Below are 22,102 nucleotides of genomic sequence, written 5' to 3' on the forward strand. Positions count from 1 at the left end.
TTGCGCCGGTATTTTTTTCCACGAAGAATAAGGGTGGGGAGGGAGATTATGCGCGTCATTGCGGTGGCTATGATGGTGATGCTGTTGTCTGGATGCGGTAGCGTCATCAGCCGGACCATCCCCGGACAGGGGCACGGTAACCAGTACTATCCGGGTGTTCAATGGGACGTGCGGGATTCAGCCTGGCGCTACCTTACCATACTCGATCTGCCGTTCTCGCTGGTGTTTGACACCCTGCTGCTCCCGCTCGACATGCATCACGGTCCCTATGACTAATTAACGCGCGTCCCACTCATCGGCCGCAGCCTGACCTTCTTCGGTATCCAGCGGCGGCTCAAGCTGAAACTCACCCTCATCCCATTCGTGAAGCGTATTTTCTTCCAGCCATTCCTGACGGATTTCAATCTCATCATAATCGCCGTCAAAAACACTTTGCGCGGCTTCACCGCTGAGCAATGGCAGACATTCTCCTTCTTCGCCTTCGTCGGCAAAAAATTCAACCTGCCACATGATGTCGCCATCCTGAAGCACATATTTTTGCACGTTGAACTGTTGGATACTGGCGTCATCTTGTTCCAGGCCTGGATTGTCAGCCAGAAACTCTTCACGGGCGGCGTCAATGGCTTCTTCCAGCGTTGCGTACATAGTCATCATGTTTCTCCCTTTAATGCGATGAAGTATTCAGGGAAAGAATAGCTGATTCTGGGATTTTGCAAGGATGAATCCTGAAAAATCATCCAGTCACGCGCGACACGGCGCGACGGCGCAAACTGTACCAGGAATAAACGGCATTAAACAGCACCACGCCCGCCGTGACCAGAAAGACAGCGCGAAAACCGTAGCTGGCGGAGATCGCCGCGCCCATTAATGGCCCGGTCACATTACCGATATCACGAAATGACTGATTGTAGCTGAAGATGCGCCCGGCGATTTGATTGGTCGAATTATAGACAAGCAACGTTTGTACTGCGGGTAACAGCGCGCCGTCTGCGGCGCCGAGTAAAAAGCGCAGGATCGCTAACTGCCACGGCGTCTGTACGAAAGACATTGGGATCAGCAGCAAAACGGAGATAATTAACGCGACGATCAGGATTTTTTCCGGACCGATACGGTCGCCCAGTTTACCCAGGCGCGGAGCGCTGAGCAGAGCCGCAACGCCTGGCACCGAGGCGATCATCCCGCTGATAAACGCGATATTGCTGACGTTGCCCGCCAGTTCGCGTACGTATAGCGTCAGTATTGGCGCAATAGAGCCGGTCGCGACCTGAATAATCAGCGTGGTGACGAACAGGCTGAGCACCAGTCTGGGATTTTTCAGCGAGGCGACAACCTCACGAACGTGAAGCATCTCTTTCCTGCTGACGGGCGTGAAGTTTTCACGAATAAAAAACAGCGTCAGCAGAAAGCAGACCAGCAGGACGCTGGCGGTGATAAAAAACACCGGACGCAGGCCATACTGATCGGCAAGGAGACCGCCTGCCAGCGGGCCGAGCAGCGCGCCGCTGACGCCGCCGGTTGACAGCGTGCCCAGCGCCCAACCGCTTTTGTTGCGCGGCACCTGGGTGGCGATCAGCGCGTTGGCGTTAGGAATAAACCCGCCAAGCAGACCCAGAAGGGCGCGCAGTGCCAAAAACTGCCAGATATTTTGCGCCATGCCCATCAGCAGCATGACGATCGCCATGCCCAGTGCAGAACGCAGCAGCATCATCTTTCTGCCCTTGCGATCGGCGAGTCCTCCCCAGAACGGCGAGGCGATGGCGGAAAACAAAAAGGTGATGCTGAACACCAGGCCGGACCACATATTCAGCGCACTATGGCCCGTTACGCCGAGCTGTTCGACGTAGAGCGGCAGAAAGGGCATCACCAGGCTGAAGGCGGCGCCGGTCAGGAAGCAGCCGAGCCAGGCGACGGTGAGATTGCGTTTCCAGTTTATTGGTGTATCAGAGGGTGACATAGCGATCCGCAGTTTGTTGCGCGGCAGCGCAGGATGAAAAAACAATTTATTCTAACGTGACTTAAGTATGCTCCGGACCCGTGAACCCTGCAATGTGAGGCGCTTTTAAAGCTAAAAGAGGGGGAAAGGCAGCCCATAGCGGGCTGCGAAAAGAACACTCAATAACGGGAAGGAACACCTTCAGGGCGCGTTTTAAAGCGGCGATGCAGCCACATATATTGTTCAGGCGCCATCATGATGCACTTTTCCACAATTTTGTTCATCCAGGCGGCGGTGGTTTCCGCATCATCCAGCGGCGGCGAGCATTCCGGCGGCAGCATGATAAGCTGATACCCTTTACCGTCAGGTTTCCGTCGCGGCACAAACGGCACCAGGCAGGCGTTGGACATGCGCGAAAGCATCCAGGTGCCCGAAGTGGTGGCGGCCTGGTCGACGGCGAACAGCGGCACAAATACGCTGGCGCGCGGGCCGTAGTCGTGGTCCGGGGCGTACCAGACCACTTCTCCTTTCTTCAGCGCTTTGATCATGCCTTTCAGATCTTTGCGATCGAGCATAGATTTATTGGAGCGCATCCTGCCCCAGGTTTGCAGCCAGTCAATCAGCGGATTATCGTTTGGTCGGTAAACGCCAATCCCCGGCTCCTGTAGACCAAACTGCCGCGCGCCCAGTTCAAGCGTCAGAAAGTGCAGCCCCACCAGCAGAATGCCACGTTGCTGCGCCTGAACGTCGCGAATATGTTCCATACCGATCACTTCCGTCCAGCGAGATACGCGGCGATCGGGCCAGAACCACGCCATGCCGGTTTCCATCACACCCATGCCGACTGATTCAAAGTTTTTGACCACCATCTCGTGGCGTTCCTGCTCGTTCATCTGCGGAAAGCAGAGCTCAAGATTGCGATACGCAATTTTCGCACGGCGCTTCATCAGGCGAAGCGCCAGACGTCCCATCGCGTGTCCTGTACGATAGATCAGCGGGTAGGGCAACTGCACGACCAACCAAAGTGCGCCAATACCGAGCCAGGTTAACCAGTACCGTGGATGCAGTAATGCTGCGGAGAACTTAGGTAAATTCGTCATCTCATTCCTGTAGTGAACGTAAAACGGGCAATTATCTGTATTGTCGCACTTTTTCGCGTCCAGCAAAAATTTGCGTCCGGAGAGTGGTGACAAAAAGAACAAATGTTGTGAATTTTTTAGCGTGAAGCATGAAATGTAGCGCAAAATGTGTGGATGTAAATTGGCAGCGATTGCTATATGATGCCGCCCGATTTTGTTTTCCACCTATTGCAGGAACCGTACACCATGCCAGTGTTACACAACCGCATTTCCAATGATGTGCTCAGAGCCAGGATGCTGGCGGAAACTGAACCCCGCACGACGATCTCATTCTATAAATATTTTACCATTGAAAACCCCCAGGCCACCCGTGATGCGCTGTATCAAACCTTAACGTCGTTGAACGTTTTTGGTCGCGTCTATCTGGCGCACGAGGGGATCAATGCCCAGATCAGCGTGCCGCAAAGTCAGGTTGAGCGCTTCCGCCAGCAGTTGTACGCCTTCGATCCCGCGCTGGAGGGGCTGCGTCTGAACATCGCACTGGATGATGACGGCAAATCCTTTTGGGTCCTGCGCATGAAAGTGCGTGACCGCATTGTGGCTGATGGCATTGAGGATCCGGACTTTGACGCCAGCAACGTTGGAGACTACCTCAAGGCCGCCGAGGTGAACGCCATGCTTGACGATCCGGACGCTGTGTTTATCGACATGCGTAATCACTATGAGTACGAAGTGGGCCACTTTGAGAACGCACTGGAAATTCCGGCTGACACGTTCCGCGAGCAGTTGCCAAAAGCGGTTGAGATGATGCAGGGGCACAAAGATAAAAAGATTGTGATGTACTGCACCGGTGGTATTCGCTGTGAAAAGGCCAGCGCCTGGATGAAGCATAATGGCTTTAATAAGGTGTGGCACATTGAAGGCGGTATTATCGAATATGCGCGTAAAGCCCGCGAACAGGGGTTACCGGTGCGCTTTATCGGTAAAAACTTCGTGTTTGACGAGCGTATGGGTGAGCGTATTTCCGATGAGGTGATTGCGCACTGTCACCAGTGCGGTGCGCCGTGCGACAGCCACACCAACTGCAAAAACGACGGTTGTCATCTGTTGTTCATTCAGTGCCCGGATTGCGCAGAGAAGTTTAAGGGGTGCTGCAGCGAGCTGTGCTGTGAAGAGAGCGCATTGCCGGAAGACGAACAACGCCGCCGCCGCGCGGGGCGCGAAAATGGCAATAAGATTTTCAATAAGTCTCGTGGCCGTTTGAATACCGCTCTCGGTATTCCAGACCCTGCCGAATAACTCTGGCCGGATGGCGATGAAACGCCTCATCCGGCCAACCCTGGATTGCCATTTTTCAGGCCCGACAAGCGTAACCCCATCGGGCTTCTCGCCAGGTTTATTTTTGCTGCACGCCTTCCACGGAGATAATCAAATCTACCTCCTGTGATGCCGGACCCAAGTCCTTAGTAATATTGAAGTCTTTCAGCTTAATTTTGCCTTCCGCTTCAAAGCCTGCGCGTTTTCCCCCCCACGGGTCATCCCCCTGACCGATCAGCTTCGCTTCCAGGGTGACGGGTTTGGTAACGCCGTTTAAGGTCAGATTACCGGTGATATCCAGTTCATCGCCGTCTTTCTTCACGCTGGTGGAGGTAAAGGTGGCCTGCGGGAACTTCGCCACGTTCAGGAAATCAGCGCTGCGCAGGTGCTTATCACGCTCGGCGTGGTTGGTATCAACGCTATTGGTGTTAATGGTGACATTGACTTTATCCGCAGTAGGATCTTTCTCATCGAAGGTAAAGGTGCCGTCAAAGTCTTTAAACGTCCCGTACAACCAGCTGTAGCCTAAATGCTGAATACGGAAATTAACAAAGGCATGTTGTCCTTCTTTGTCAATCTTATAGTCGGCCGCCACGGCGGAACCGGTAGTAAACAGCAAAGAGGCGAGGGTTAAACCCAGCAGGCTTTTTTTCATTTTTGAGCTCCATAGTCAGATGACGATTTCCCCAACATGCGTTTCAGGGTGTCGTCTTTATCGATAAAGTGGTGTTTGAAGGCCATCAGGCCATGCAGAACGGAAAGAATGACAACCGTCCAGGCCAGCCAGAGATGTACGCTACCGGCGAGGTCAGCCTGGACGCCTGCGTCGGCGAAGGTCGCCGGAATCTCAAACCAGCCGAATACGCTGATCGGCTTGCCGTCAGCGGTTGAGATCAAATAACCGCTGATGACAATGGCAAACAGCAGCAGATACAGCGTGATATGACCCAGCGTTGCGCCAATACGGGTGAGAGTAGAGTAGCTTTTCAGCGCGGCAGGCGGCGGCGAGATAACACGCCACACGACGCGCACCAGCAGACCGAACATCAGCAAAATGCCGATACTTTTGTGCAGTTCCGGCCCCTGGTGATACCAGCTATCGTAATAACTGAGCGACACCATCCACAATCCAAGGCCAAACATCCCGTAGACCACCACGGCGGTGAGCCAGTGCAGCGCAACGGAGAGATAACCATAACGTTGAGGAGTATTTGATAACTGCATAAACACACCATTTAATATTTCGGGATTGAATGAAAATGGCGTGGAATAGACATTATTGCAACTAAAAAATAACAACCCTGGCGTTATTTTAAATTTAATCAATAATTTTGATTTAACTTTTATGAAACAATCAAGGAATTCGCGCAGAAAGCTTTTTTATAACCGCAGAGCTGCGTCAGGAGAGAAAGGATATCGTTCAAAAAATCCCAATGAGAATCCGCTTTACTTCAGCTTTTGTCAAAAATTGTCAAGCATCGCGCTTAGAAGAACAGGATATAAATAATATCCAGAACGAGCAGTAGCGACCACAAAATAACGTAGAGCACCAGATGTTCGCGAATATTGTTAGCAAGGTAATGAATCAGACGACGCATAATGTTGTTCACCACATAAAAATGGCCTCAGGGCGAGGCCATGGGGGAATTATGCCGTAAAGCGAGACAGCCGGAATGGCGTAAGGTCAAAACCGGATGGTTTGTCCTGCGCGAAATTGGCGGCGATCTCACCGAGGACCGGGGCAAATTTAAAACCATGTCCGCTAAGTCCGGTGACAATCAGCGTGTTGTCGTGACCAGGCAGGGTGTCGATGATGAAGTCTTCATCCGGCGAGTTGTCATAAGTACAGGCGGCGCCATGCAGACAACAACCAATGCCGGGCAGCACGTTACGCAGAAACGGAAACGCCTCTGCGCCATCGCTGGCGACGCTGGCAAACGGTGTACGCTCATCTTCTGACTGGATACGCTGACCACCGTTGTGCTTGCCGATCTTCAGCGCGTCGTTTTCTGCCGGGAAACCGTAATACTGGTCGCCGTTCGGCAGTTCCCCGGTAAACGCCGGAAAGTTGTTTTTACCGCTGTAGCGTCCGTCAGCCTGGTACCAGGCGAAGACTTTGCGCACCGGTTGGATCGGCAGTTCGGGGAGCAGCGAGCGCACCCAGGTGCCAGTGCTGACCAGCGCTTTTTTCGCGCGGTACTCGCCGTCGGCTGTTTCAACCGTGACGCCGCCGTCTTCGTCATGACGGATTGCCGTGACCGGGCAGTTGAACAGCTGTGCGCAGCCAGCTTCTTTCGCCAGGCGTATCCAGGTGGCGATAGCCAGCTCGCTACGGACAAATCCGGAGTCTGCTTCAAACAGACCAATATAGTCATCCGGAACGCGGATTTCGGGCCAGCGCGCCATGACAGCGGCAGCGTCCATATGCTCGACGTTAAGCTGCCACTGTTTCGCACTGTGGGCGACGTTTGCAAGAAATGGGGAATCGACCGGGCCAAGATTAATGACGCCGGAACGAACAAAGATCGGCTCGTCGCTATGGGTGGAAAGCGCATCCCAAAGCGCCTGGGCGCGCAGCACCAGCGGCACGTACTTCTCGCCTTCGCCGTAAGCGTGTCGGATCAGTCGCGTGTCGCCGTGGTGGCTGCCTTGCTGATGCGGCGGCATATGGGCATCCGTCATCAGCACGTTTAGCCCGGCGCGAGTGGCATAATAACCGGCGGCCGCACCGACGGAGCCGCTGCCAATGATGATTAAATCGTAATTCATGGGGTTCTCTCTGCTGTCGCGATAGGGGCAGGGTAATTAAGTGAACGCCGTTATACAACCCATGTGATACAAACCAGAAACGGCAAAGGCACCATGAAGGTGCCTTTTGTGAGTGGTCATCACCGTCTCGTTAATGACGACGGTACTCATTTTCCTGGTAATCGCCAGATTCTATTTTGGCGATACCCGCTTCTAAGATCGAAATGAATTGTCTGGCAACATCGGTGGTTAACCAGAGCGTTTGGCCTATTTCCGTTCCGTCCGTTTCAGGGCGATTTGGGGTCTGGTAGTGCAAACGCAGCATCAGCGCATCATAGCTATCCACGGTGCTGATGTCCCATCCCACAAGCGGATGAGTCTGAATGACTTCATTATTCTTTTCCATCATGCCCCCTAATTCGTGTTACAAGACAACGGTTTTCGAGGTTCAATGCGTTTTTATCTGAAGCAACTTCAGTATATCAATAAATAAGGGTATTCACGGTAAATTTAAAGGGGGAAAAGGATAAATTTCTCCTTTTTAGGAATATTGTGGGGAATTAATCACCTTCTTGTTCATTAATTTTAAGTAAGTTGTCCAATTATTTTGAGTATAGGTGAAATTATAACCGTTTATCGGTTCAGGAAAGATGGCGTGGTAAAAAAAGCCGGGGCGACCCGGCAAACACACAACAGCACAGCTTTTTTAGTCGGTAATAAACCAGTCGTCCGCGCTCTCCCAGGTTTCCTGGAGGATTTCGCTGATACGCTGTTTATCTTCTTTTGTCGCGCCAATCACGGACAAATTATTCGCGGCGGCATAACGCACGGTGACGTTTCCGTCGTTATCGGGAAAATGATGGGTGATACGGCGGGAGAGTTCGCCAGCCAGCGCGTCGATAGCGCCTGCTGGCAACGGAGAAGTTTTTGCAATAGTGACTTCAATACGCATAATGGCCCCCTGTTGAATATACTGGTTATTTATACAGTTAAAATAACTCACTGACAACAGGCGGCGCTGATTTTTTTATGCTTTAACGGACCAACGTACTGTTTCACCTCCGAGGAACGGCACCAGCGTGTCATCCGCAACATGGATGCTTTCCGGCACCTGCCGATCTTCGCGTACCAGTTCAACAAAAGTGTCGTTAACCGGCAGCCCGTAAAAGCGCGGTCCGTTCAGTGAACAAAATGCCTCAAAATGCGCTAACGCGTTCATCTCTTCAAAGACAGTGGCATAGCTCGCCAGCGCCGTCGGCGCGTTAAAGCAGCCTGCGCAGCCGCAGCTCGACTCTTTGCGGTGCCGTGCGTGGGGAGCGGAGTCGGTTCCAAGGAATGCGCGCGCAAAGCCGCTGGCAACCAGTTCACGCAGCGCCTGCTGATGAACGTTACGTTTCAGGATGGGCAGGCAGTACAGGTGAGGGCGAATCCCACCCACCAGCATATGATTGCGGTTGAACATCAGATGTTGGGGGGTAATTGTCGCCGCCAGCAGTTCGTTGCCCTCGCGGACATAGTCGGCGGCATCTTTGGTGGTGATATGTTCAAAGACTACCTTCAGCGCGGGCAGCCGCTGCCGCAGCGGTTCCATGACGGTCTCGATAAAACGCGCTTCGCGGTCGAAAATATCAATATCCGCGTGGGTGACTTCACCGTGGACCAGCAGCGGCATACCGAGTTTTTCCATCCGTTCCAGCACCGGCATAATGGCGTCGACGGAGGTCACCCCGTGGCTGGAGTTGGTGGTGGCATTCGCCGGATACAGTTTTGCCGCGGTGAACACCCCTTCGCGGAAGCCGCGTTCCAGCTCATCCGGATCCAGTGTGTCCGTTAAATAGCAGGTCATCAGCGGGGTAAATGAATGCCCGGCAGGCACCGCATCAAGAATGCGCTGACGGTAGGCGATAGCCGCATCCACCGTGGTGACCGGCGGCGCGAGATTCGGCATCACAATGGCGCGAGCATAAATTTCACTGGTGTACGGCACGACCGTTTTCAACATGTCGCCATCGCGAAGGTGAAGGTGCCAGTCGTCTGGGCGGCGGATTTTTAAAACCTGGGAGGGTGCTGTCATCAATATGCTCCGGCTGGGGAATGTCATTTTTGCCGGACACAAAGGATAAGCGGAAACGTTTTCGTTTGCACGTAAAAAAAGGCGCCGGAGCGCCCTTGTCATTTAGTCCGTGAACGGGATAATGATTTCGCCCGGTTTCACCTCAATGCCTTTGGCATATTTCTTCGCCATCGCCTCGCCTTTGCTGGCGTCTTCACGCAGTACGTAAGCCGGCTGCTGATTAAAATAGTTGCGCAGCGACTGATTCAGATAGGGCATCAACGTTTGCATGACGCTCTGCATTTTCTCCGGCGTGACGGTAGCATCCACCACTTCCATCTCCTGCAGGAAGATGGCGCCTTTATCCTTGTTGAATACCGGTAGCGCTTTCAGTTTCAACTTGATGGTCGCTTTCTGACTGCCAAACAGCGAATTCATGTCCAGGTTCGCATCGCCGGTGAGGGTAACTTTATTCGGTTCTTCGCGACCGATCTGGCTCGCCAGATTATTCAGCACGATATGGGCGTCGGCGACGCCAGGTAAGCCAATATCTTTAGAAAAATTGTTATGTTTTTCAAGTGCCTGATTAATTTCCTGTTCGCTTACCGTGTACTGCGTGAGCTGGTTACAGCCGACCAGCAGGCCGCCAACCATCAGCGCAGCGGCAAAAAAAATCGTCTTCATGAGGTTCCTCGACATGTTGCCATTGTCAAAATCCTGACCTGAGCAGCATGTGTTACCGGCACAAACCGCGCCAGTAGAAAAAACTGAAAATAGCGGCGACATGCGAAACGATGCCGCCGCCAGCGAAGGTTATATCGCCATGGATGATAACAGATTGACCTGTGTCTGTTTTGCCATATTGTCGCGATAGTCCGCCACACGCGTCGGCCAGTTCATGCCTGCCACCAGCGTCAGGTTGCGCAGCAGGGGAAAAAGCTGAATATCGTCTTCGGACAGTTCGCCGTTGACGGCGTTGGGCTGAACGATCAGCTTATCCAGCGCCCGGAGGTCGTCGCTGATTTTTTTCGTCAGCCCCGCAGAGTGAGCCAGATGGTCGGCAAAACTGCCGATCATTGCCTCTTTCTTTTGCGTAAAGTACTGACGGGCTGATGGCGTGGAAAATTCGTCAAAGGCTGATTTAGCAAAGCGCGGCAGGAGCAGATGGTTAGCGTAGCTGTTCACTTTACGCAGCCATTCGTCAATAGCCGGAACCTTCTTGCCGGTCAGCAGCGGCTTGCCATCAATGTTGTCGACGTAATGCACAATGTCCATGCTTTCCGCCATATAGCGGCTGTCGTCTTTTTGCAGAATCGGCACCATTTTCTGACCAACCATACGGGTCGGCGTGGCATCGTCATCGTTGGCCAGGACGTTCAGTTCGACGGGAATGTTTTTGAGGCCGAAAATCATGCGGGCTTTGACGCAGAAAGGGCAGTGATCGTAAATATAAAGCTTCACGTTTCTCCTCCATTTTACTGTCGGTTCTTTGTCAGTATGGAGGAGACGCGAGCAGGTATCAAATCAGGCGCCCGGTTCGAGCATACCTCGCGGTGTGCGTTTATGGCTGAACTGCCAGCCTAACGCGAGGAAGGTGATACCGCCAATAATGCCGAGCATCATCCACGGCAGCTCTGGCTGCTGGAGCAATTTTCCCATATCAAACAGCCAGCCGCCGCCGATATAGCCTATCGCGCCGCCAATGGCTAAACCAAGACGGCTAAAGCCCATGTAACTGCCGCGCGCCCGGGCATCCGCCAGCGACGCGCTCAGCGTTTCCCGCGCCGGTTCAGCGATTATCGAACCAATGTAAAAGGTGCAAATCAGGGTGAACAACTGCTGTAAATCGCTGACCAGGCCGACAGGCAGCATGCTGAGTGACATCAGCAGCAGCCCGGCCATCAACCGGTGCTCAAGACGAAAACGTTTTTCGCTCCAGCGGGCGATGGGGTAGAGCAACGTCAGCGACAGGCAGGCTTCAATGGCGTACATCCATTTTACCGCTGCCGGTGAACCGGCAATGTCATTGACCATTATCGGCAGCATGAGCATGACCTGAACCGCCAGCATATAATAGCCCGCCAGTGTGAGCACATAGGTGACAAAGCGCTTGTCATTAAGTACGCGGCGCATCCCTTCACGCACCGGAATACGCACAGTCGACAGCTTCCACGCGGGCAGCAGCCAGGCATTAAAGCCCGCGCATAAAACAAACAGCACCGCGCCTACCGCGCACACCAGACGAAAATCATACTGTAACAGCCAACTGCCTAACAGCGCGCCAATTACCGCGCCTGCGCTGTCCTGCATCATCAGCAGTGAAAAAAAACGACCGCGTTGCTGCGGGCGGATCAGTTTAACCACCAACGCAGAGCGGGGCGGATCGAAAAGTGTCCCGCCGAGACCGGAGAGAAAGCAGGAAAACCACAGCAGCCAGGGTTCATGGGCGATTCCCATAGTGGCGAACCCGGCGGCGCGCATCAGCATACCGGTGACGATCATGGGCTTGGCGCCAAAACGGTCGGCAATCGCGCCGCCAAAAATGCCCAGTCCCTGCTGAATGAACTGACGCAGACCCAGGGCAATCCCGACCATGACGGCGGCCCAGCCCATTTGGTCAACAAAGCGAATGGAGATCAGCGGGAACACGACGAAAAAGCCTAACACGACCAGCATGTTATCGATGAGCAGGAAATATTTACCCAGGTTCCTGGCCTGCGAGGTGCGCGACATTTTCCCCTCCCGGGAAAATACTCTCAATATTCCGAGTAGACAGAGCGAAGAGGATTCTATTCTGCGGCTTTGCTCTCTTTTTGCCCACCCCTGACCGGGACAATATTTTTTTATCAAAAGTCCGTCTTGATAGAGAGTTTTTATCAAAATGCAGGAATAATTCAAATAATGGCAAATCGTGCTTTTCACAGGGCGGTTTTGCACAGGTATAGTAAGTGAATCAGGGTGTCATGACGATTCGGGAAGGAGTTGAAATATCTATGTTTGGCTATCGCAGTAACGTGCCAAAAGTGCGCTTAACCACTGACCGTCTGGTCGTGCGTTTAGTGCATGAGCGTGATGCCTGGCGTCTGGCGGACTATTACGCGGAAAATCGTCATTTTTTAAAGCCCTGGGAACCGATTCGCGATGAAAGCCACTGCTATCCTTCCGGATGGCAGGCACGGCTGAGTATGATTAGCGAATTTCATAAGCAGGGCTCTGCCTTTTACTTTGCGCTGCTTGACCCGGAAGAAAAAGAGATCATCGGCGTGGCAAACTTTTCAAACGTGGTCCGCGGTTCATTTCATGCCTGTTATCTGGGCTATTCGATTGCGCAAAAATGGCAGGGACAAGGGCTGATGTTTGAAGCGCTTAGCGCCGCTATTCGCTATATGCAGCGCACGCAACATATTCATCGCATTATGGCAAACTACATGCCGCACAATAAACGCAGCGGTGATTTACTGGCGCGACTCGGCTTTGAGAAAGAGGGTTACGCCAAAGATTATCTGTTGATTGACGGGCAGTGGCGCGACCACGTGCTGACGGCGTTAACGACAACGGAATGGACCCCCGGACGGTGAGGAGAAAATAATGAAATACGAATTAACCGCCACGGAAGCCCGCGTGATTGGTTGCCTGCTGGAAAAACAGGTCACGACACCAGAACAGTATCCGCTTTCCGTGAACGGCGTGGTCACCGCCTGTAACCAGAAGACCAACCGCGAACCGGTGATGAACCTGTCGGAACACGAGGTGCAGGAACAGCTTGATAATCTGGTTAAACGTCACTTCCTGCGCACGGTGAGCGGTTTTGGCAATCGCGTCACCAAATATGAACAGCGCTTCTGTAATTCCGAATTCGGTAACCTGAAGCTGAGCCCGGCGGAAGTGGCGCTGGTCACGACGTTGCTGCTGCGCGGGGCGCAAACGCCAGGGGAATTGCGTAGCCGCGCCTCGCGGATGTATGAGTTTAGCGACATGGCTGAAGTTGACGCCACGCTGGAACAACTGGCGACGCGCGAGGATGGCCCTTACGTTGTTCGTCTGGCGCGTGAACCGGGTAAGCGCGAAAGCCGTTTCATGCATTTGTTTTGCGGCGAAGTGGATGAACTGGCATTGGCAAGCGACGCGGGCGTCTCCGCGGCGTCAGGCGATCTGCTGGCGCGGGTAGAGGCGCTGGAAAGTGAGGTTGCGGAGCTCAGGCAACGACTCGAGTCACTGTTGGCGCACCTGGGGGAGTAACGTGAAAAAATTACGCATCGGGGTGGTTGGATTGGGCGGTATCGCGCAAAAAGCCTGGTTGCCGGTTTTAGGCGCATCCGCAGACTGGACGCTCCAGGCTGCGTGGTCGCCATCGCGCGAAAAAGCAGAGAAAATCTGTGCAAGCTGGCGCATCCCTTACGCGGGCTCGCTGACCAGCCTGGCAAGCGACTGCGACGCGGTTTTCGTCCACTCAAGCACCGCAAGCCATTATGCGGTCGTCAGTGAATTGCTGAATGCGGGGGTGCATGTCTGTGTCGACAAGCCGCTGGCTGAGAACCTGCGTGATGCTGAACGGCTGGTGGCGCTGGCGGCGGAGAAAAAGCTCACGTTGATGGTTGGCTTTAACCGCCGCTTTGCACCGCTGTACCGCGAACTGAAAGCGGAGCTCGGCAACGCCGCTTCGCTGCGCATGGATAAACACCGTACCGACAGCGTGGGACCACACGACCTGCGGTTCACCCTGCTCGATGATTATCTGCACGTTGTCGACACCGCGCTGTGGCTGGCGGGCGGGACTGCCGCGCTCAGCAGCGGGAGTCTGCAAACCAACGACGCAGGCGAAATGCTGTATGCGGAACACCATTTCGCCACCAGCCGCCTCCACATCACCACCAGTATGCACCGTCGGGCGGGAAGCCAGCGGGAATGGGTGCAGGCGGTGACCGACGGCGGCCTGATTGATGTTACCGATATGCGCGAATGGCGCGAGGAGCGCGGGCAGGGGGTGGTGCATAAACCTATTCCCGGCTGGCAGAGCACCCTTGAACAGCGCGGTTTCGCCGGTTGCGCGCGTCATTTTATCGAATGCGTGCAGAATCAGACGGTTCCGGAAACCGCTGGCGAGCAGGCGATCCTGGCCCAGCGGGTAGTGGAAAAGCTCTGGCGCGAGGCGATGAGCGAATAATCATCTGTCACAACTGCCGGTAGTAATTCAGCATAATCACGGTAGACTAAGCGCCTCTTCCAACGCCTGCACTGCAGGCGTTTTGCCGTAGGGTGTGGAATAACAAGAAATGAACTTATTGAAATCGCTGGCGGCCGTCAGCTCAATGACCATGTTTTCGCGCGTGCTTGGCTTTGCGCGTGATGCGATTGTCGCCAGAATCTTTGGCGCAGGTATGGCGACCGACGCCTTTTTTGTGGCATTCAAATTACCTAATCTGTTACGCCGCATTTTTGCCGAAGGCGCATTTTCTCAGGCTTTTGTGCCGATTCTGGCGGAATACAAAAGTAAGCAGGGCGAAGATGCGACCCGGGTATTTGTCTCGTATGTGTCGGGACTGCTGACGCTGGCACTGGCGGTGGTGACAATCCTCGGGATGCTGGCCGCGCCGTGGGTGATCATGGTGACCGCGCCTGGCTTTGCCGATACTGCCGATAAATTCGCGCTGACCACCAAACTGCTGCAGATCACCTTTCCCTATATTTTGCTGATTTCACTGGCCTCGCTGGTGGGGGCGATCCTCAATACCTGGAACCGCTTCTCGATCCCGGCGTTTGCGCCGACCTTTCTGAACATCAGCATGATCGGCTTCGCACTGTTCGCGGCGCCTTATTTTAACCCACCGGTACTGGCGCTGGCGTGGGCGGTGACTGCAGGCGGGGTGCTGCAACTGGTGTACCAACTGCCTCACCTGAAGAAAATCGGCATGCTGGTACTGCCGCGCATTAATTTCCGCGATGCGGGGGCGATGCGGGTAGTCAAACAAATGGGGCCGGCGATCCTGGGGGTGTCGGTCAGCCAAATCTCTCTGATTATCAACACCATTTTCGCCTCGTTTCTGACGTCGGGATCGGTATCGTGGATGTACTACGCGGATCGCCTTATGGAGTTTCCGTCCGGCGTACTGGGCGTGGCGCTGGGGACCATCCTGCTGCCGTCGCTGTCGAAAAGTTTTGCCAGCGGCAATCATGACGAGTATTGCCGCCTGATGGACTGGGGGCTGCGTCTGTGCTTTCTGCTGGCGCTGCCAAGCGCGGTGGCCCTGGGGATCCTCTCCGGGCCGCTGACCGTCTCGCTGTTTCAGTACGGTAAATTTACCGCCTTTGACGCGCTGATGACGCAAAAAGCGTTGATAGCCTATTCGGTGGGGCTGATGGGATTAATCGTGGTAAAAGTGCTGGCGCCGGGCTTCTACTCTCGTCAGGACATCAAAACGCCGGTTAAAATCGCGATTGTGACGTTGATCATGACCCAGTTGATGAACCTGGCGTTTATTGGCCCGCTGAAGCACGCGGGGCTGTCTCTTTCGATCGGTCTTGCCGCCTGCCTCAATGCTTCCCTGCTGTACTGGCAGTTACGCAAGCAGGACATTTTTACGCCGCAGCCGGGCTGGCTGGGCTTTTTCTCGCGTCTGGTCATTGCGGTGCTGGTGATGTCCGCTGTGCTGGTGGGAATGCTGCACATCATGCCGGAATGGTCCCAGGGTACGATGCCGTGGCGTCTGCTACGCCTGATGGCGGTGGTGGTGGCTGGCGCTGCCGCTTACTTTGCCGCGCTGGCGGTGCTGGGCTTTGAAGTGAAAGAGTTTGCGCGCCGGACGGCGTAATGGTGGTCATTGCCGGAGGGCGGCGTTCCGCCTTTTCCGGCCTGTGTCGATCGTCATTGCGAATGCCTGAAACGCCGGGCGACATCGGGCAACGCTAAATAGAGAATTTTTTCCCACCGCGGTGGGCTGAGGCAGTTTGACCGTTCGCGCCGTAAAGCGTCGGTTCCTGATACGGTTTCAGCACGTCGAGCGCCTGTCGGTTGCGAACTATCTGATCCTCCAGCAGCCAGCCGTTATGCTGGTTCAGGTCGCGCAGATGCTGTGTTTTTTCGGTAATCGCCTGCCAGCGCGCGCTGACATCGTCATCGCCGCCATGCCCGGCATTCTGCTCAATGCGTCGCTGCTGTTCAAGGTAGTCAAGGGTCGCCAGCAGAGAACTTTTTTCTTCTGTAATCCGCTGCAGCTGGCTACCGTTAATATGGCCGACGGAAAGCTGTTGTTGTTCGGCATCCATTACCCTTTTCAGGTCATTGAGTACTGCCGTCATGTGGTCAAGTATTTCTGCCAGACGAGTCATACGTTTATTTACTCTGGAGATAGCTCTGCGCCTCGCGGATCAGCGCGTCGGCAATATTGCCAGTGTCCATTTTCAGCTCGCCGTTGCGAATCGCCGTTTTTAACGCTTCAACGCGCTCCATGTTGATATCGCTGGCGCCGGGCTGCATCAGTTTGGCCTGAGCATCGCTTAACGTCACGCTGGTGCTGTTTGCCGTCGAGGTTTTTTCCTGACGGGTCTTTTGTACCGGCGTATCGCTGGTTTCACGCGGTTGCACGGTGCTAACGGGTTTCAATGGTGAGGTACGGTCAATGCTCATTTTATCATCCTCATCGAGGGGCTACGCTGTCGCGGCCAGCTATCATCAAATGTTTCTTCACTATCGGCAGCCGCCACAAAATCTTTAACTGATTACAGGTTAATAAGAATATTCCCATCAGGACCAACGGTACCGCTGACGACCTGACCCGATAACATCCTCACTCGCGCATTCTGGGCTACCGCTGCGTTGTTCAGCGCCTGCCCTTCGGCATTAACGCTAAATCCCTCGCCGCTGGCAACCACCAGCACGCGCTGACCGGCCTTGATTCGCCAGGCCTGGCGCAGCATCGTAAGCTGAATCGGTTGTCCAGGCGCGAGATCGCGCAGGCTGACCGCGTCCTGAATCTGATTGATATCCAGCACGGTGCGCGGAGGCAACTGATCCAGCCGTCCACGCTTTAACGTGACGCTGGCAGGTCCGAGCTTGCCGCCACGCGCAACGGGCCCCGCGGCGACCACATAGTTTCCCGTCGCCTGCACATTGACTTGCAAATAACGCTTTTCGTTGGCGCAGCGCGTGAGCACGTTAACGTTTCCCCATAGCTTCGCGCTGCCGGTTACGCTAAAGGCGGGGGATTCACAACGTGGCAACAGATTCGGCGCGGTACGAAGTGTCACAACCACCTCATCGCTAAACCCGGCCAGCCGCCGGGTAAACCAGTCAGTCAACTGGGCGTTTAAATCCTGCGCCAGCGTCAGGGGACTGAACAACAGCGCCGCCAGGGCTATTCCACGCTTTAACGTTTGCATTGTCATCTCCCGCTGTTTCAGCAATGACAGGATTCTACCCGTGTGACGCAACCATCAACGCAATAAATAGCGACGCATTTTGCGTTTATTCCGGCGATAACGCGCGCGTAATGGGATTTAAGCTGTCGGCTGAATTTTGTCATCCGCGGGGGAGATATGCTCGATAAGCTCGATGCCGCTTTACGTTTTCAACAGGAAGCGCTGAATCTGCGCGCGCAGCGGCAGGAGGTACTGGCTGCCAACATCGCGAACGCGGACACGCCGGGTTACCAGGCGCGCGATATGGATTTTGCGAGTGAGTTAAAAAAAGTCATGGTACGGGGAAGGCCGGAAACCAGCGGTATTTCCCTGGCATTGACCTCTGCGCAGCACATTCCCGCCCAGACCTTCTCGTCACCGTCTACGGAATTGCTTTACCGCGTTCCCGACCAGCCGTCGCTGGATGGCAATACCGTTGATATGGACCGCGAGCGCACGCAGTTTGCAGATAACAGCCTGAAATACCAGATGAGCCTGACCGCATTGAGCGGACAGATTAAAGGCATGATGAACGTGCTACAGGGAGGGAACTAATCCGTGGCGCTGCTGAATATTTTTGATATCGCCGGTTCGGCCTTAACGGCGCAATCCCAGCGCCTCAACGTGGCGGCCAGTAATCTGGCGAACGCCGACAGCGTGACGGGACCGGATGGTCAGCCGTATCGCGCGAAGCAGGTGGTTTTTCAGGTGGATGCGGCACCCGGTGCGCCGACGGGCGGCGTGAAGGTGTCCAACGTGATTGAAAGCCAGGCGCCGGACAAGCTGGTCTATGAGCCGGGTAATCCTCTGGCGGACGCCAATGGCTACGTGAAAATGCCGAACGTGGATGTGGTGGGCGAAATGGTCAACACCATGTCCGCCTCCCGCAGCTATCAGGCAAACGTAGAAGTTCTCAACACCGTTAAAAGCATGATGCTTAAAACGCTGACACTTGGCCAGTAAAGGAGACGGCAATGTCTATCGCGGTAAACGTTAACGATCCGACTAACACCGGTGTGAAGAGTACCGGTAGCGGCAGCTCGCTGACCGGCAGCAACGCTTCCGATCTGCAAAGCAGCTTTCTGACGCTGCTGGTGGCGCAACTGAAAAACCAGGATCCCACCAATCCGATGCAGAACAACGAGCTGACCACTCAGCTTGCGCAGATCAGTACCGTCAGCGGTATCGAAAAGCTTAACACCACGCTGGGCGCTATTTCGGGCCAAATTGATAACAGCCAGTCGCTGCAGGCCAGCGCGCTGATTGGTCACGGGGTGATGATCCCCGGCACCACGATTCTGGCGGGCAAGGGAACGGAAGAGGGCGCGACCACCACGACCACGCCGTTTGGCGTTGAGCTACAGCAGCCCGCCGATAAAGTCACCGCCACGATCACCGATAAAGACGGCAAAGTGGTGCGCACTATTGAGATCGGCGCGCTGAAAGCGGGCGTTCATACCTTTACCTGGGACGGCACACTGACCGACGGCACCACGGCGCCAAACGGTTCGTATAACGTGGCGATCAACGCCAGCAACGGCGCGACGCAACTGGTGGCGCAGCCGTTGCAGTTTGCGCTGGTGCAAGGGGTGATCCGCAGTAACGGCGGCAATACGCTCGATCTCGGCACTTACGGAACCACCACCCTCGACGAAGTACGGCAGATCATTTAAGCCTTCTCACTTATCAGGAGTCAACATGGCCTTTTCACAAGCGGTTAGCGGTCTGAATGCCGCAGCCACCAACCTCGATGTCATTGGTAACAATATCGCTAACTCCGCCACGTACGGTTTTAAATCGGGTACCGCCTCGTTTGCGGATATGTTCGCCGGTTCCAAAGTCGGGCTGGGGGTAAAAGTGGCGGGTATCACCCAGGACTTTACCGACGGCACCACCACCAATACCGGACGCGGCCTTGATGTCGCCATCAGCCAGAACGGTTTTTTCCGTCTGGTGGACAGCAACGGCGCCGTTTTCTACAGCCGCAACGGCCAGTTCAAACTGGACGAAAACCGTAATCTGGTGAATATGCAGGGGATGCAACTGACAGGTTACCCGGCAGCCGGCACGCCGCCGACCATTCAGCAAGGGGCGAACCCGGGGCCGATTACTATCCCGAACACGCTGATGGGCGCGAAAAGTACCGATACCGCGGCGATGCAGATTAACCTCAACTCGTCAGATAAAGTGCCCGCTAACAAGCCGTTTTCACCGACCGATGCTGACAGCTATAACAAGCGCGCGCCGCTGACCGTGTTCGACAGCCAGGGCAACCAGCACGACATCAACGTGTTTTACGTGAAAACCGGCGATAACACCTGGGACGTCTGGACTCAGGATTCCAGCGTAGCCAACTCGCCGTTGGTGAAAGCCGCCCAGATGAAGTTCGACGAGAACGGCGCACTGGATAACGTAGAAGAATATACCCCAAACGCTGGCGTACCGGCCCAGGACTGGGTGCTGAGCGGCACGCCGAATGCCACGCCAACCTTCCGGATCACCTCCGGCACGGTAAACGGCGCGGAACCGGCGGAATTCACCTTAAGCCTGCAGAACTCCATGCAGCAGAACACCGGTGCGAACAACGTCATTGCCACCACCCAGAACGGCTACAAGCCGGGGGACCTGGTCAGCTACCAGATTAACGACGACGGTACCGTGGTGGGCAACTACTCCAACGAGCAAAAGCAGGTGCTGGGGCAGATCGTGCTCGCGAACTTCGCCAACAACGAAGGGCTGTCGTCACAGGGCGATAACGTTTGGGCGGCGACCCAGGCATCCGGCGTTGAGCTGCTGGGTACGGCGGGCACGGGTAACTTCGGCAAACTGACCAACGGTGCGCTGGAGTCCTCGAACGTGGATCTCAGTAAAGAACTGGTGAACATGATCGTCGCGCAACGTAACTATCAGTCGAACGCGCAGACCATCAAAACCCAGGATCAGATCCTCAATACGCTGGTTAACCTGCGCTAAGCGCCTGACGGGATAGCTTAATGGATCACGCAATCTATACCGCAATGGGGGCAGCGAGCCAGACCCTGAATCAGCAGGCGGTAACGGCCAGCAACCTGGCAAATGCCTCGACGCCGGGCTTCCGCGCCCAGCTTACCGCACTGCGAGCGGTTCCGGTTGAAGGGCTGTCGCTGCCCACCCGGACGCTGGTAACGGCCTCCACGCCGGGGGCAAACATGACGCCGGGCCAGATGGACTACACCTCGCGTCCGCTGGACGTGGCGCTGCAGCAGGACGGCTGGCTGGCGGTGCAAACCGCCGACGGCGGCGAAGGGTATACCCGCAACGGCAATATTCAGGTGGGCCCCACCGGTCAGTTGACTATTCAGGGGCATCCGGTAATTGGCGAAGCCGGGCCGATAGCGGTGCCTGAAGGGTCGGAGATAACCATTGCCGCCGACGGCACTATCTCGGCGCTGAATCCGGGCGATCCGGCGAACACGGTGGCCCCGGTAGGACGTCTGAAGCTGGTAAAGGCTGAAGGGAATGAAGTACAGCGCGGCGACGACGGAATGTTCCGTCTGACCGCCGCGACTCAGGCCGCCCGTGGTCCGGTATTGCAGGCTGACCCGACGATCCGCGTCATGTCAGGGGTACTGGAAGGCAGTAACGTCAATGCGGTGGCCGCGATGAGCGACATGATCGCCAACGCCAGACGTTTTGAAATGCAGATGAAGGTTATCACCAGCGTGGATGACAACGCCGGGCGCGCTAACCAACTGCTGTCGATGAGTTAATACAGGACATTTTATGATCAGTTCATTATGGATCGCCAAAACCGGCCTGGACGCGCAGCAAACCAATATGGATGTGATTGCCAACAACCTGGCAAACGTCAGCACGAATGGTTTTAAACGCCAGCGCGCGGTATTTGAAGATCTGCTCTACCAGACGATTCGCCAGCCTGGCGCACAGTCTTCCGAGCAGACTACCCTGCCTTCGGGTCTGCAAATCGGTACCGGCGTACGACCTGTCGCGACCGAACGCCTGCACAGCCAGGGCAACCTGTCGCAGACTAACAACAGTAAAGATGTGGCGATTAAAGGTCAGGGCTTCTTTCAGGTAATGCTGCCGGACGGCACGTCGGCGTACACCCGCGACGGTTCGTTCCAGGTTGACCAGAATGGTCAACTGGTGACGGCGGGCGGCTTCCAGGTTCAACCTGCGATCACCATTCCGGCAAACGCGCTGAGCATTACTATTGGCCGCGACGGCGTTGTCAGCGTGACCCAGCAGGGACAGGCAGCCCCGGTGCAGGTGGGGCAACTCAACCTGACCACCTTTATGAATGACACCGGCCTGGAGAGTATCGGCGAAAACCTGTACACCGAAACCCAGTCTTCCGGCGCGCCGAATGAGAGCACGCCGGGGCTGAACGGCGCGGGCTTGCTGTATCAGGGCTATGTCGAAACCTCAAACGTTAACGTCGCGGAAGAACTGGTCAACATGATCCAGGTTCAGCGCGCTTACGAAATCAACAGCAAAGCGGTCTCAACGACCGATCAGATGCTGCAAAAACTGACGCAACTCTAAGGTGATGCCCGGTGAGGCGAAAGCGTCACCGGC

The 22,102-nt window shown here is 55.1% G+C and carries 28 protein-coding genes; 12 read left to right on the top strand and 16 right to left on the bottom strand.

Going from position 1 to position 22,102, the window contains the following annotated elements:
• Nucleotides 1–48: 48 nt before the first annotated feature.
• On the top strand, nucleotides 49–276 hold the full coding sequence (locus tag OOJ60_RS16570; protein ID WP_060571361.1) for a YceK/YidQ family lipoprotein: 228 nt from the start codon (nucleotides 49–51) through the stop codon (nucleotides 274–276).
• Here the strand turns inward: OOJ60_RS16570 and OOJ60_RS16575 are convergent, their stop codons facing one another.
• The 3 genes from OOJ60_RS16575 to OOJ60_RS16585 form a co-directional block, all read right to left on the bottom strand.
• Nucleotides 277–651, bottom strand: coding sequence for a MysB family protein (locus tag OOJ60_RS16575; RefSeq protein ID WP_205612157.1), 375 nt, complete (start codon nucleotides 649–651; stop codon nucleotides 277–279).
• An 82-nt stretch (nucleotides 652–733) separates the two neighbouring features.
• Nucleotides 734–1,954 carry a multidrug efflux MFS transporter MdtG gene (mdtG, locus tag OOJ60_RS16580; RefSeq protein WP_042284729.1) on the bottom strand — a complete coding sequence of 407 codons (1,221 nt, stop codon included), beginning with the start codon at nucleotides 1,952–1,954 and terminating at the stop codon, nucleotides 734–736.
• A gap of 158 nt (nucleotides 1,955–2,112) precedes the next feature.
• Entirely contained in the window at nucleotides 2,113–3,033 is a 921-nt protein-coding gene (locus tag OOJ60_RS16585) for a Kdo(2)-lipid IV(A) acyltransferase (RefSeq protein ID WP_205612124.1), read from the bottom strand.
• A 225-nt stretch (nucleotides 3,034–3,258) separates the two neighbouring features.
• Between OOJ60_RS16585 and trhO the strand changes: the two genes are divergently transcribed.
• Nucleotides 3,259–4,311: an oxygen-dependent tRNA uridine(34) hydroxylase TrhO gene (gene trhO / locus OOJ60_RS16590; protein WP_060571360.1), complete on the top strand. Its 1,053-nt coding sequence runs from the start codon at nucleotides 3,259–3,261 to the stop codon at nucleotides 4,309–4,311.
• A gap of 97 nt (nucleotides 4,312–4,408) precedes the next feature.
• On the opposite strand, the gene OOJ60_RS16595 is transcribed toward trhO, so the two are convergent.
• The 10 genes from OOJ60_RS16595 to mdtH form a co-directional block, all read right to left on the bottom strand.
• Complete coding sequence (locus OOJ60_RS16595) at nucleotides 4,409–4,984, bottom strand: YceI family protein (protein ID WP_042283797.1); 576 nt, start codon at nucleotides 4,982–4,984, stop codon at nucleotides 4,409–4,411.
• Entirely contained in the window at nucleotides 4,981–5,553 is a 573-nt protein-coding gene (locus OOJ60_RS16600) for a cytochrome b (protein ID WP_060571358.1), read from the bottom strand. Before OOJ60_RS16600 ends, OOJ60_RS16595 begins: the two co-directional genes overlap by 4 nt.
• A gap of 260 nt (nucleotides 5,554–5,813) precedes the next feature.
• A complete protein-coding gene (locus OOJ60_RS16605) occupies nucleotides 5,814–5,927 on the bottom strand; it encodes a YceO family protein (protein WP_042284727.1) in 114 nt (37 codons plus the stop codon).
• A gap of 49 nt (nucleotides 5,928–5,976) precedes the next feature.
• The gene (gene solA / locus OOJ60_RS16610; RefSeq protein ID WP_205612123.1) at nucleotides 5,977–7,098 is read right to left on the bottom strand and encodes an N-methyl-L-tryptophan oxidase; all 1,122 of its coding nucleotides are present in this window, start codon (nucleotides 7,096–7,098) and stop codon (nucleotides 5,977–5,979) included.
• A 130-nt stretch (nucleotides 7,099–7,228) separates the two neighbouring features.
• The gene (gene bssS / locus OOJ60_RS16615) at nucleotides 7,229–7,483 is read right to left on the bottom strand and encodes a biofilm formation regulator BssS (protein ID WP_042284725.1); all 255 of its coding nucleotides are present in this window, start codon (nucleotides 7,481–7,483) and stop codon (nucleotides 7,229–7,231) included.
• 300 nt (nucleotides 7,484–7,783) lie between these two features.
• A complete protein-coding gene (gene dinI, locus OOJ60_RS16620) occupies nucleotides 7,784–8,029 on the bottom strand; it encodes a DNA damage-inducible protein I (protein ID WP_042283794.1) in 246 nt (81 codons plus the stop codon).
• Between the two features lie 75 nt (nucleotides 8,030–8,104).
• Entirely contained in the window at nucleotides 8,105–9,151 is a 1,047-nt protein-coding gene (gene pyrC, locus OOJ60_RS16625; protein WP_205612122.1) for a dihydroorotase, read from the bottom strand.
• A gap of 102 nt (nucleotides 9,152–9,253) precedes the next feature.
• Nucleotides 9,254–9,814, bottom strand: a complete 561-nt coding sequence (locus OOJ60_RS16630; protein ID WP_042283790.1) for a lipoprotein — start codon at nucleotides 9,812–9,814, stop codon at nucleotides 9,254–9,256.
• A gap of 129 nt (nucleotides 9,815–9,943) precedes the next feature.
• Nucleotides 9,944–10,591, bottom strand: a complete 648-nt coding sequence (grxB, locus tag OOJ60_RS16635) for a glutaredoxin 2 (RefSeq protein ID WP_205612121.1) — start codon at nucleotides 10,589–10,591, stop codon at nucleotides 9,944–9,946.
• Between the two features lie 63 nt (nucleotides 10,592–10,654).
• Nucleotides 10,655–11,863: a multidrug efflux MFS transporter MdtH gene (mdtH, locus tag OOJ60_RS16640; protein WP_042283786.1), complete on the bottom strand. Its 1,209-nt coding sequence runs from the start codon at nucleotides 11,861–11,863 to the stop codon at nucleotides 10,655–10,657.
• Nucleotides 11,864–12,123: 260 nt separating this feature from the next.
• On the opposite strand from mdtH, the gene rimJ reads away from it, so the two are divergent.
• The 4 genes from rimJ (at nucleotide 12,124) to murJ (ending at nucleotide 15,939) form a co-directional block, all read left to right on the top strand.
• The gene (rimJ, locus tag OOJ60_RS16645) at nucleotides 12,124–12,708 is read left to right on the top strand and encodes a ribosomal protein S5-alanine N-acetyltransferase (RefSeq protein ID WP_042283783.1); all 585 of its coding nucleotides are present in this window, start codon (nucleotides 12,124–12,126) and stop codon (nucleotides 12,706–12,708) included.
• Nucleotides 12,709–12,718: 10 nt separating this feature from the next.
• Complete coding sequence (locus tag OOJ60_RS16650) at nucleotides 12,719–13,369, top strand: YceH family protein (RefSeq protein ID WP_181823042.1); 651 nt, start codon at nucleotides 12,719–12,721, stop codon at nucleotides 13,367–13,369.
• 1 nt (nucleotide 13,370) lies between these two features.
• The gene (locus tag OOJ60_RS16655; protein ID WP_205612120.1) at nucleotides 13,371–14,294 is read left to right on the top strand and encodes a Gfo/Idh/MocA family protein; all 924 of its coding nucleotides are present in this window, start codon (nucleotides 13,371–13,373) and stop codon (nucleotides 14,292–14,294) included.
• Between the two features lie 109 nt (nucleotides 14,295–14,403).
• Entirely contained in the window at nucleotides 14,404–15,939 is a 1,536-nt protein-coding gene (gene murJ / locus OOJ60_RS16660; RefSeq protein ID WP_205612119.1) for a murein biosynthesis integral membrane protein MurJ, read from the top strand.
• A 94-nt stretch (nucleotides 15,940–16,033) separates the two neighbouring features.
• Here the strand turns inward: murJ and flgN are convergent, their stop codons facing one another.
• The 3 genes from flgN to flgA all read right to left on the bottom strand — a co-directional run bounded on the left by flgN (nucleotide 16,034) and on the right by flgA (nucleotide 17,506).
• Complete coding sequence (gene flgN, locus OOJ60_RS16665; protein ID WP_042283774.1) at nucleotides 16,034–16,456, bottom strand: flagella biosynthesis chaperone FlgN; 423 nt, start codon at nucleotides 16,454–16,456, stop codon at nucleotides 16,034–16,036.
• Nucleotides 16,457–16,460: 4 nt separating this feature from the next.
• Entirely contained in the window at nucleotides 16,461–16,754 is a 294-nt protein-coding gene (flgM, locus tag OOJ60_RS16670) for a flagellar biosynthesis anti-sigma factor FlgM (protein ID WP_042283772.1), read from the bottom strand.
• A gap of 92 nt (nucleotides 16,755–16,846) precedes the next feature.
• Nucleotides 16,847–17,506, bottom strand: a complete 660-nt coding sequence (flgA, locus tag OOJ60_RS16675; RefSeq protein ID WP_205612118.1) for a flagellar basal body P-ring formation chaperone FlgA — start codon at nucleotides 17,504–17,506, stop codon at nucleotides 16,847–16,849.
• A 156-nt stretch (nucleotides 17,507–17,662) separates the two neighbouring features.
• Between flgA and flgB the strand changes: the two genes are divergently transcribed.
• Genes flgB through flgG form a run of 6 tightly spaced genes read left to right on the top strand, consistent with a single transcriptional unit; the run spans nucleotide 17,663 to nucleotide 22,069 of the window.
• Nucleotides 17,663–18,079 (top strand): flagellar basal body rod protein FlgB, encoded by a 417-nt coding sequence (gene flgB / locus OOJ60_RS16680; RefSeq protein WP_042283766.1) that lies wholly within the window; start codon nucleotides 17,663–17,665, stop codon nucleotides 18,077–18,079.
• A 3-nt stretch (nucleotides 18,080–18,082) separates the two neighbouring features.
• On the top strand, nucleotides 18,083–18,487 hold the full coding sequence (gene flgC, locus OOJ60_RS16685) for a flagellar basal body rod protein FlgC (RefSeq protein ID WP_042283764.1): 405 nt from the start codon (nucleotides 18,083–18,085) through the stop codon (nucleotides 18,485–18,487).
• Nucleotides 18,488–18,498: 11 nt separating this feature from the next.
• Nucleotides 18,499–19,197 carry a flagellar hook assembly protein FlgD gene (flgD, locus tag OOJ60_RS16690; RefSeq protein ID WP_060571351.1) on the top strand — a complete coding sequence of 233 codons (699 nt, stop codon included), beginning with the start codon at nucleotides 18,499–18,501 and terminating at the stop codon, nucleotides 19,195–19,197.
• Between the two features lie 25 nt (nucleotides 19,198–19,222).
• Entirely contained in the window at nucleotides 19,223–20,497 is a 1,275-nt protein-coding gene (flgE, locus tag OOJ60_RS16695; RefSeq protein ID WP_205612117.1) for a flagellar hook protein FlgE, read from the top strand.
• A gap of 20 nt (nucleotides 20,498–20,517) precedes the next feature.
• The gene (locus tag OOJ60_RS16700; RefSeq protein WP_042283758.1) at nucleotides 20,518–21,273 is read left to right on the top strand and encodes a flagellar basal body rod protein FlgF; all 756 of its coding nucleotides are present in this window, start codon (nucleotides 20,518–20,520) and stop codon (nucleotides 21,271–21,273) included.
• Between the two features lie 13 nt (nucleotides 21,274–21,286).
• On the top strand, nucleotides 21,287–22,069 hold the full coding sequence (flgG, locus tag OOJ60_RS16705) for a flagellar basal-body rod protein FlgG (protein ID WP_042283756.1): 783 nt from the start codon (nucleotides 21,287–21,289) through the stop codon (nucleotides 22,067–22,069).
• Nucleotides 22,070–22,102: the final 33 nt, after the last annotated feature.

Source organism: Citrobacter sp. R4, assembly GCF_026719175.1.
GTDB classification, from domain to species: domain Bacteria; phylum Pseudomonadota; class Gammaproteobacteria; order Enterobacterales; family Enterobacteriaceae; genus Citrobacter_A; species Citrobacter_A sedlakii.

What these genes read in the sequence shown, in the direction of transcription:
- OOJ60_RS16570 (WP_060571361.1), top strand. Translation starts at nt 49, where the DNA reads ATGCGCGTCATTGCGGTGGCTATGATGGTGATGCTGTTGTCTGGATGC.
- OOJ60_RS16575 (WP_205612157.1), bottom strand. Translation starts at nt 651, where the DNA reads ATGACTATGTACGCAACGCTGGAAGAAGCCATTGACGCCGCCCGTGAA.
- mdtG (WP_042284729.1), bottom strand. Translation starts at nt 1,954, where the DNA reads ATGTCACCCTCTGATACACCAATAAACTGGAAACGCAATCTCACCGTC.
- OOJ60_RS16585 (WP_205612124.1), bottom strand. Translation starts at nt 3,033, where the DNA reads ATGACGAATTTACCTAAGTTCTCCGCAGCATTACTGCATCCACGGTAC.
- trhO (WP_060571360.1), top strand. Translation starts at nt 3,259, where the DNA reads ATGCCAGTGTTACACAACCGCATTTCCAATGATGTGCTCAGAGCCAGG.
- OOJ60_RS16595 (WP_042283797.1), bottom strand. Translation starts at nt 4,984, where the DNA reads ATGAAAAAAAGCCTGCTGGGTTTAACCCTCGCCTCTTTGCTGTTTACT.
- OOJ60_RS16600 (WP_060571358.1), bottom strand. Translation starts at nt 5,553, where the DNA reads ATGCAGTTATCAAATACTCCTCAACGTTATGGTTATCTCTCCGTTGCG.
- OOJ60_RS16605 (WP_042284727.1), bottom strand. Translation starts at nt 5,927, where the DNA reads ATGCGTCGTCTGATTCATTACCTTGCTAACAATATTCGCGAACATCTG.
- solA (WP_205612123.1), bottom strand. Translation starts at nt 7,098, where the DNA reads ATGAATTACGATTTAATCATCATTGGCAGCGGCTCCGTCGGTGCGGCC.
- bssS (WP_042284725.1), bottom strand. Translation starts at nt 7,483, where the DNA reads ATGGAAAAGAATAATGAAGTCATTCAGACTCATCCGCTTGTGGGATGG.
- dinI (WP_042283794.1), bottom strand. Translation starts at nt 8,029, where the DNA reads ATGCGTATTGAAGTCACTATTGCAAAAACTTCTCCGTTGCCAGCAGGC.
- pyrC (WP_205612122.1), bottom strand. Translation starts at nt 9,151, where the DNA reads ATGACAGCACCCTCCCAGGTTTTAAAAATCCGCCGCCCAGACGACTGG.
- OOJ60_RS16630 (WP_042283790.1), bottom strand. Translation starts at nt 9,814, where the DNA reads ATGAAGACGATTTTTTTTGCCGCTGCGCTGATGGTTGGCGGCCTGCTG.
- mdtH (WP_042283786.1), bottom strand. Translation starts at nt 11,863, where the DNA reads ATGTCGCGCACCTCGCAGGCCAGGAACCTGGGTAAATATTTCCTGCTC.
- rimJ (WP_042283783.1), top strand. Translation starts at nt 12,124, where the DNA reads ATGTTTGGCTATCGCAGTAACGTGCCAAAAGTGCGCTTAACCACTGAC.
- OOJ60_RS16650 (WP_181823042.1), top strand. Translation starts at nt 12,719, where the DNA reads ATGAAATACGAATTAACCGCCACGGAAGCCCGCGTGATTGGTTGCCTG.
- murJ (WP_205612119.1), top strand. Translation starts at nt 14,404, where the DNA reads ATGAACTTATTGAAATCGCTGGCGGCCGTCAGCTCAATGACCATGTTT.
- flgN (WP_042283774.1), bottom strand. Translation starts at nt 16,456, where the DNA reads ATGACTCGTCTGGCAGAAATACTTGACCACATGACGGCAGTACTCAAT.
- flgM (WP_042283772.1), bottom strand. Translation starts at nt 16,754, where the DNA reads ATGAGCATTGACCGTACCTCACCATTGAAACCCGTTAGCACCGTGCAA.
- flgA (WP_205612118.1), bottom strand. Translation starts at nt 17,506, where the DNA reads ATGCAAACGTTAAAGCGTGGAATAGCCCTGGCGGCGCTGTTGTTCAGT.
- flgB (WP_042283766.1), top strand. Translation starts at nt 17,663, where the DNA reads ATGCTCGATAAGCTCGATGCCGCTTTACGTTTTCAACAGGAAGCGCTG.
- flgD (WP_060571351.1), top strand. Translation starts at nt 18,499, where the DNA reads ATGTCTATCGCGGTAAACGTTAACGATCCGACTAACACCGGTGTGAAG.
- flgE (WP_205612117.1), top strand. Translation starts at nt 19,223, where the DNA reads ATGGCCTTTTCACAAGCGGTTAGCGGTCTGAATGCCGCAGCCACCAAC.
- OOJ60_RS16700 (WP_042283758.1), top strand. Translation starts at nt 20,518, where the DNA reads ATGGATCACGCAATCTATACCGCAATGGGGGCAGCGAGCCAGACCCTG.
- flgG (WP_042283756.1), top strand. Translation starts at nt 21,287, where the DNA reads ATGATCAGTTCATTATGGATCGCCAAAACCGGCCTGGACGCGCAGCAA.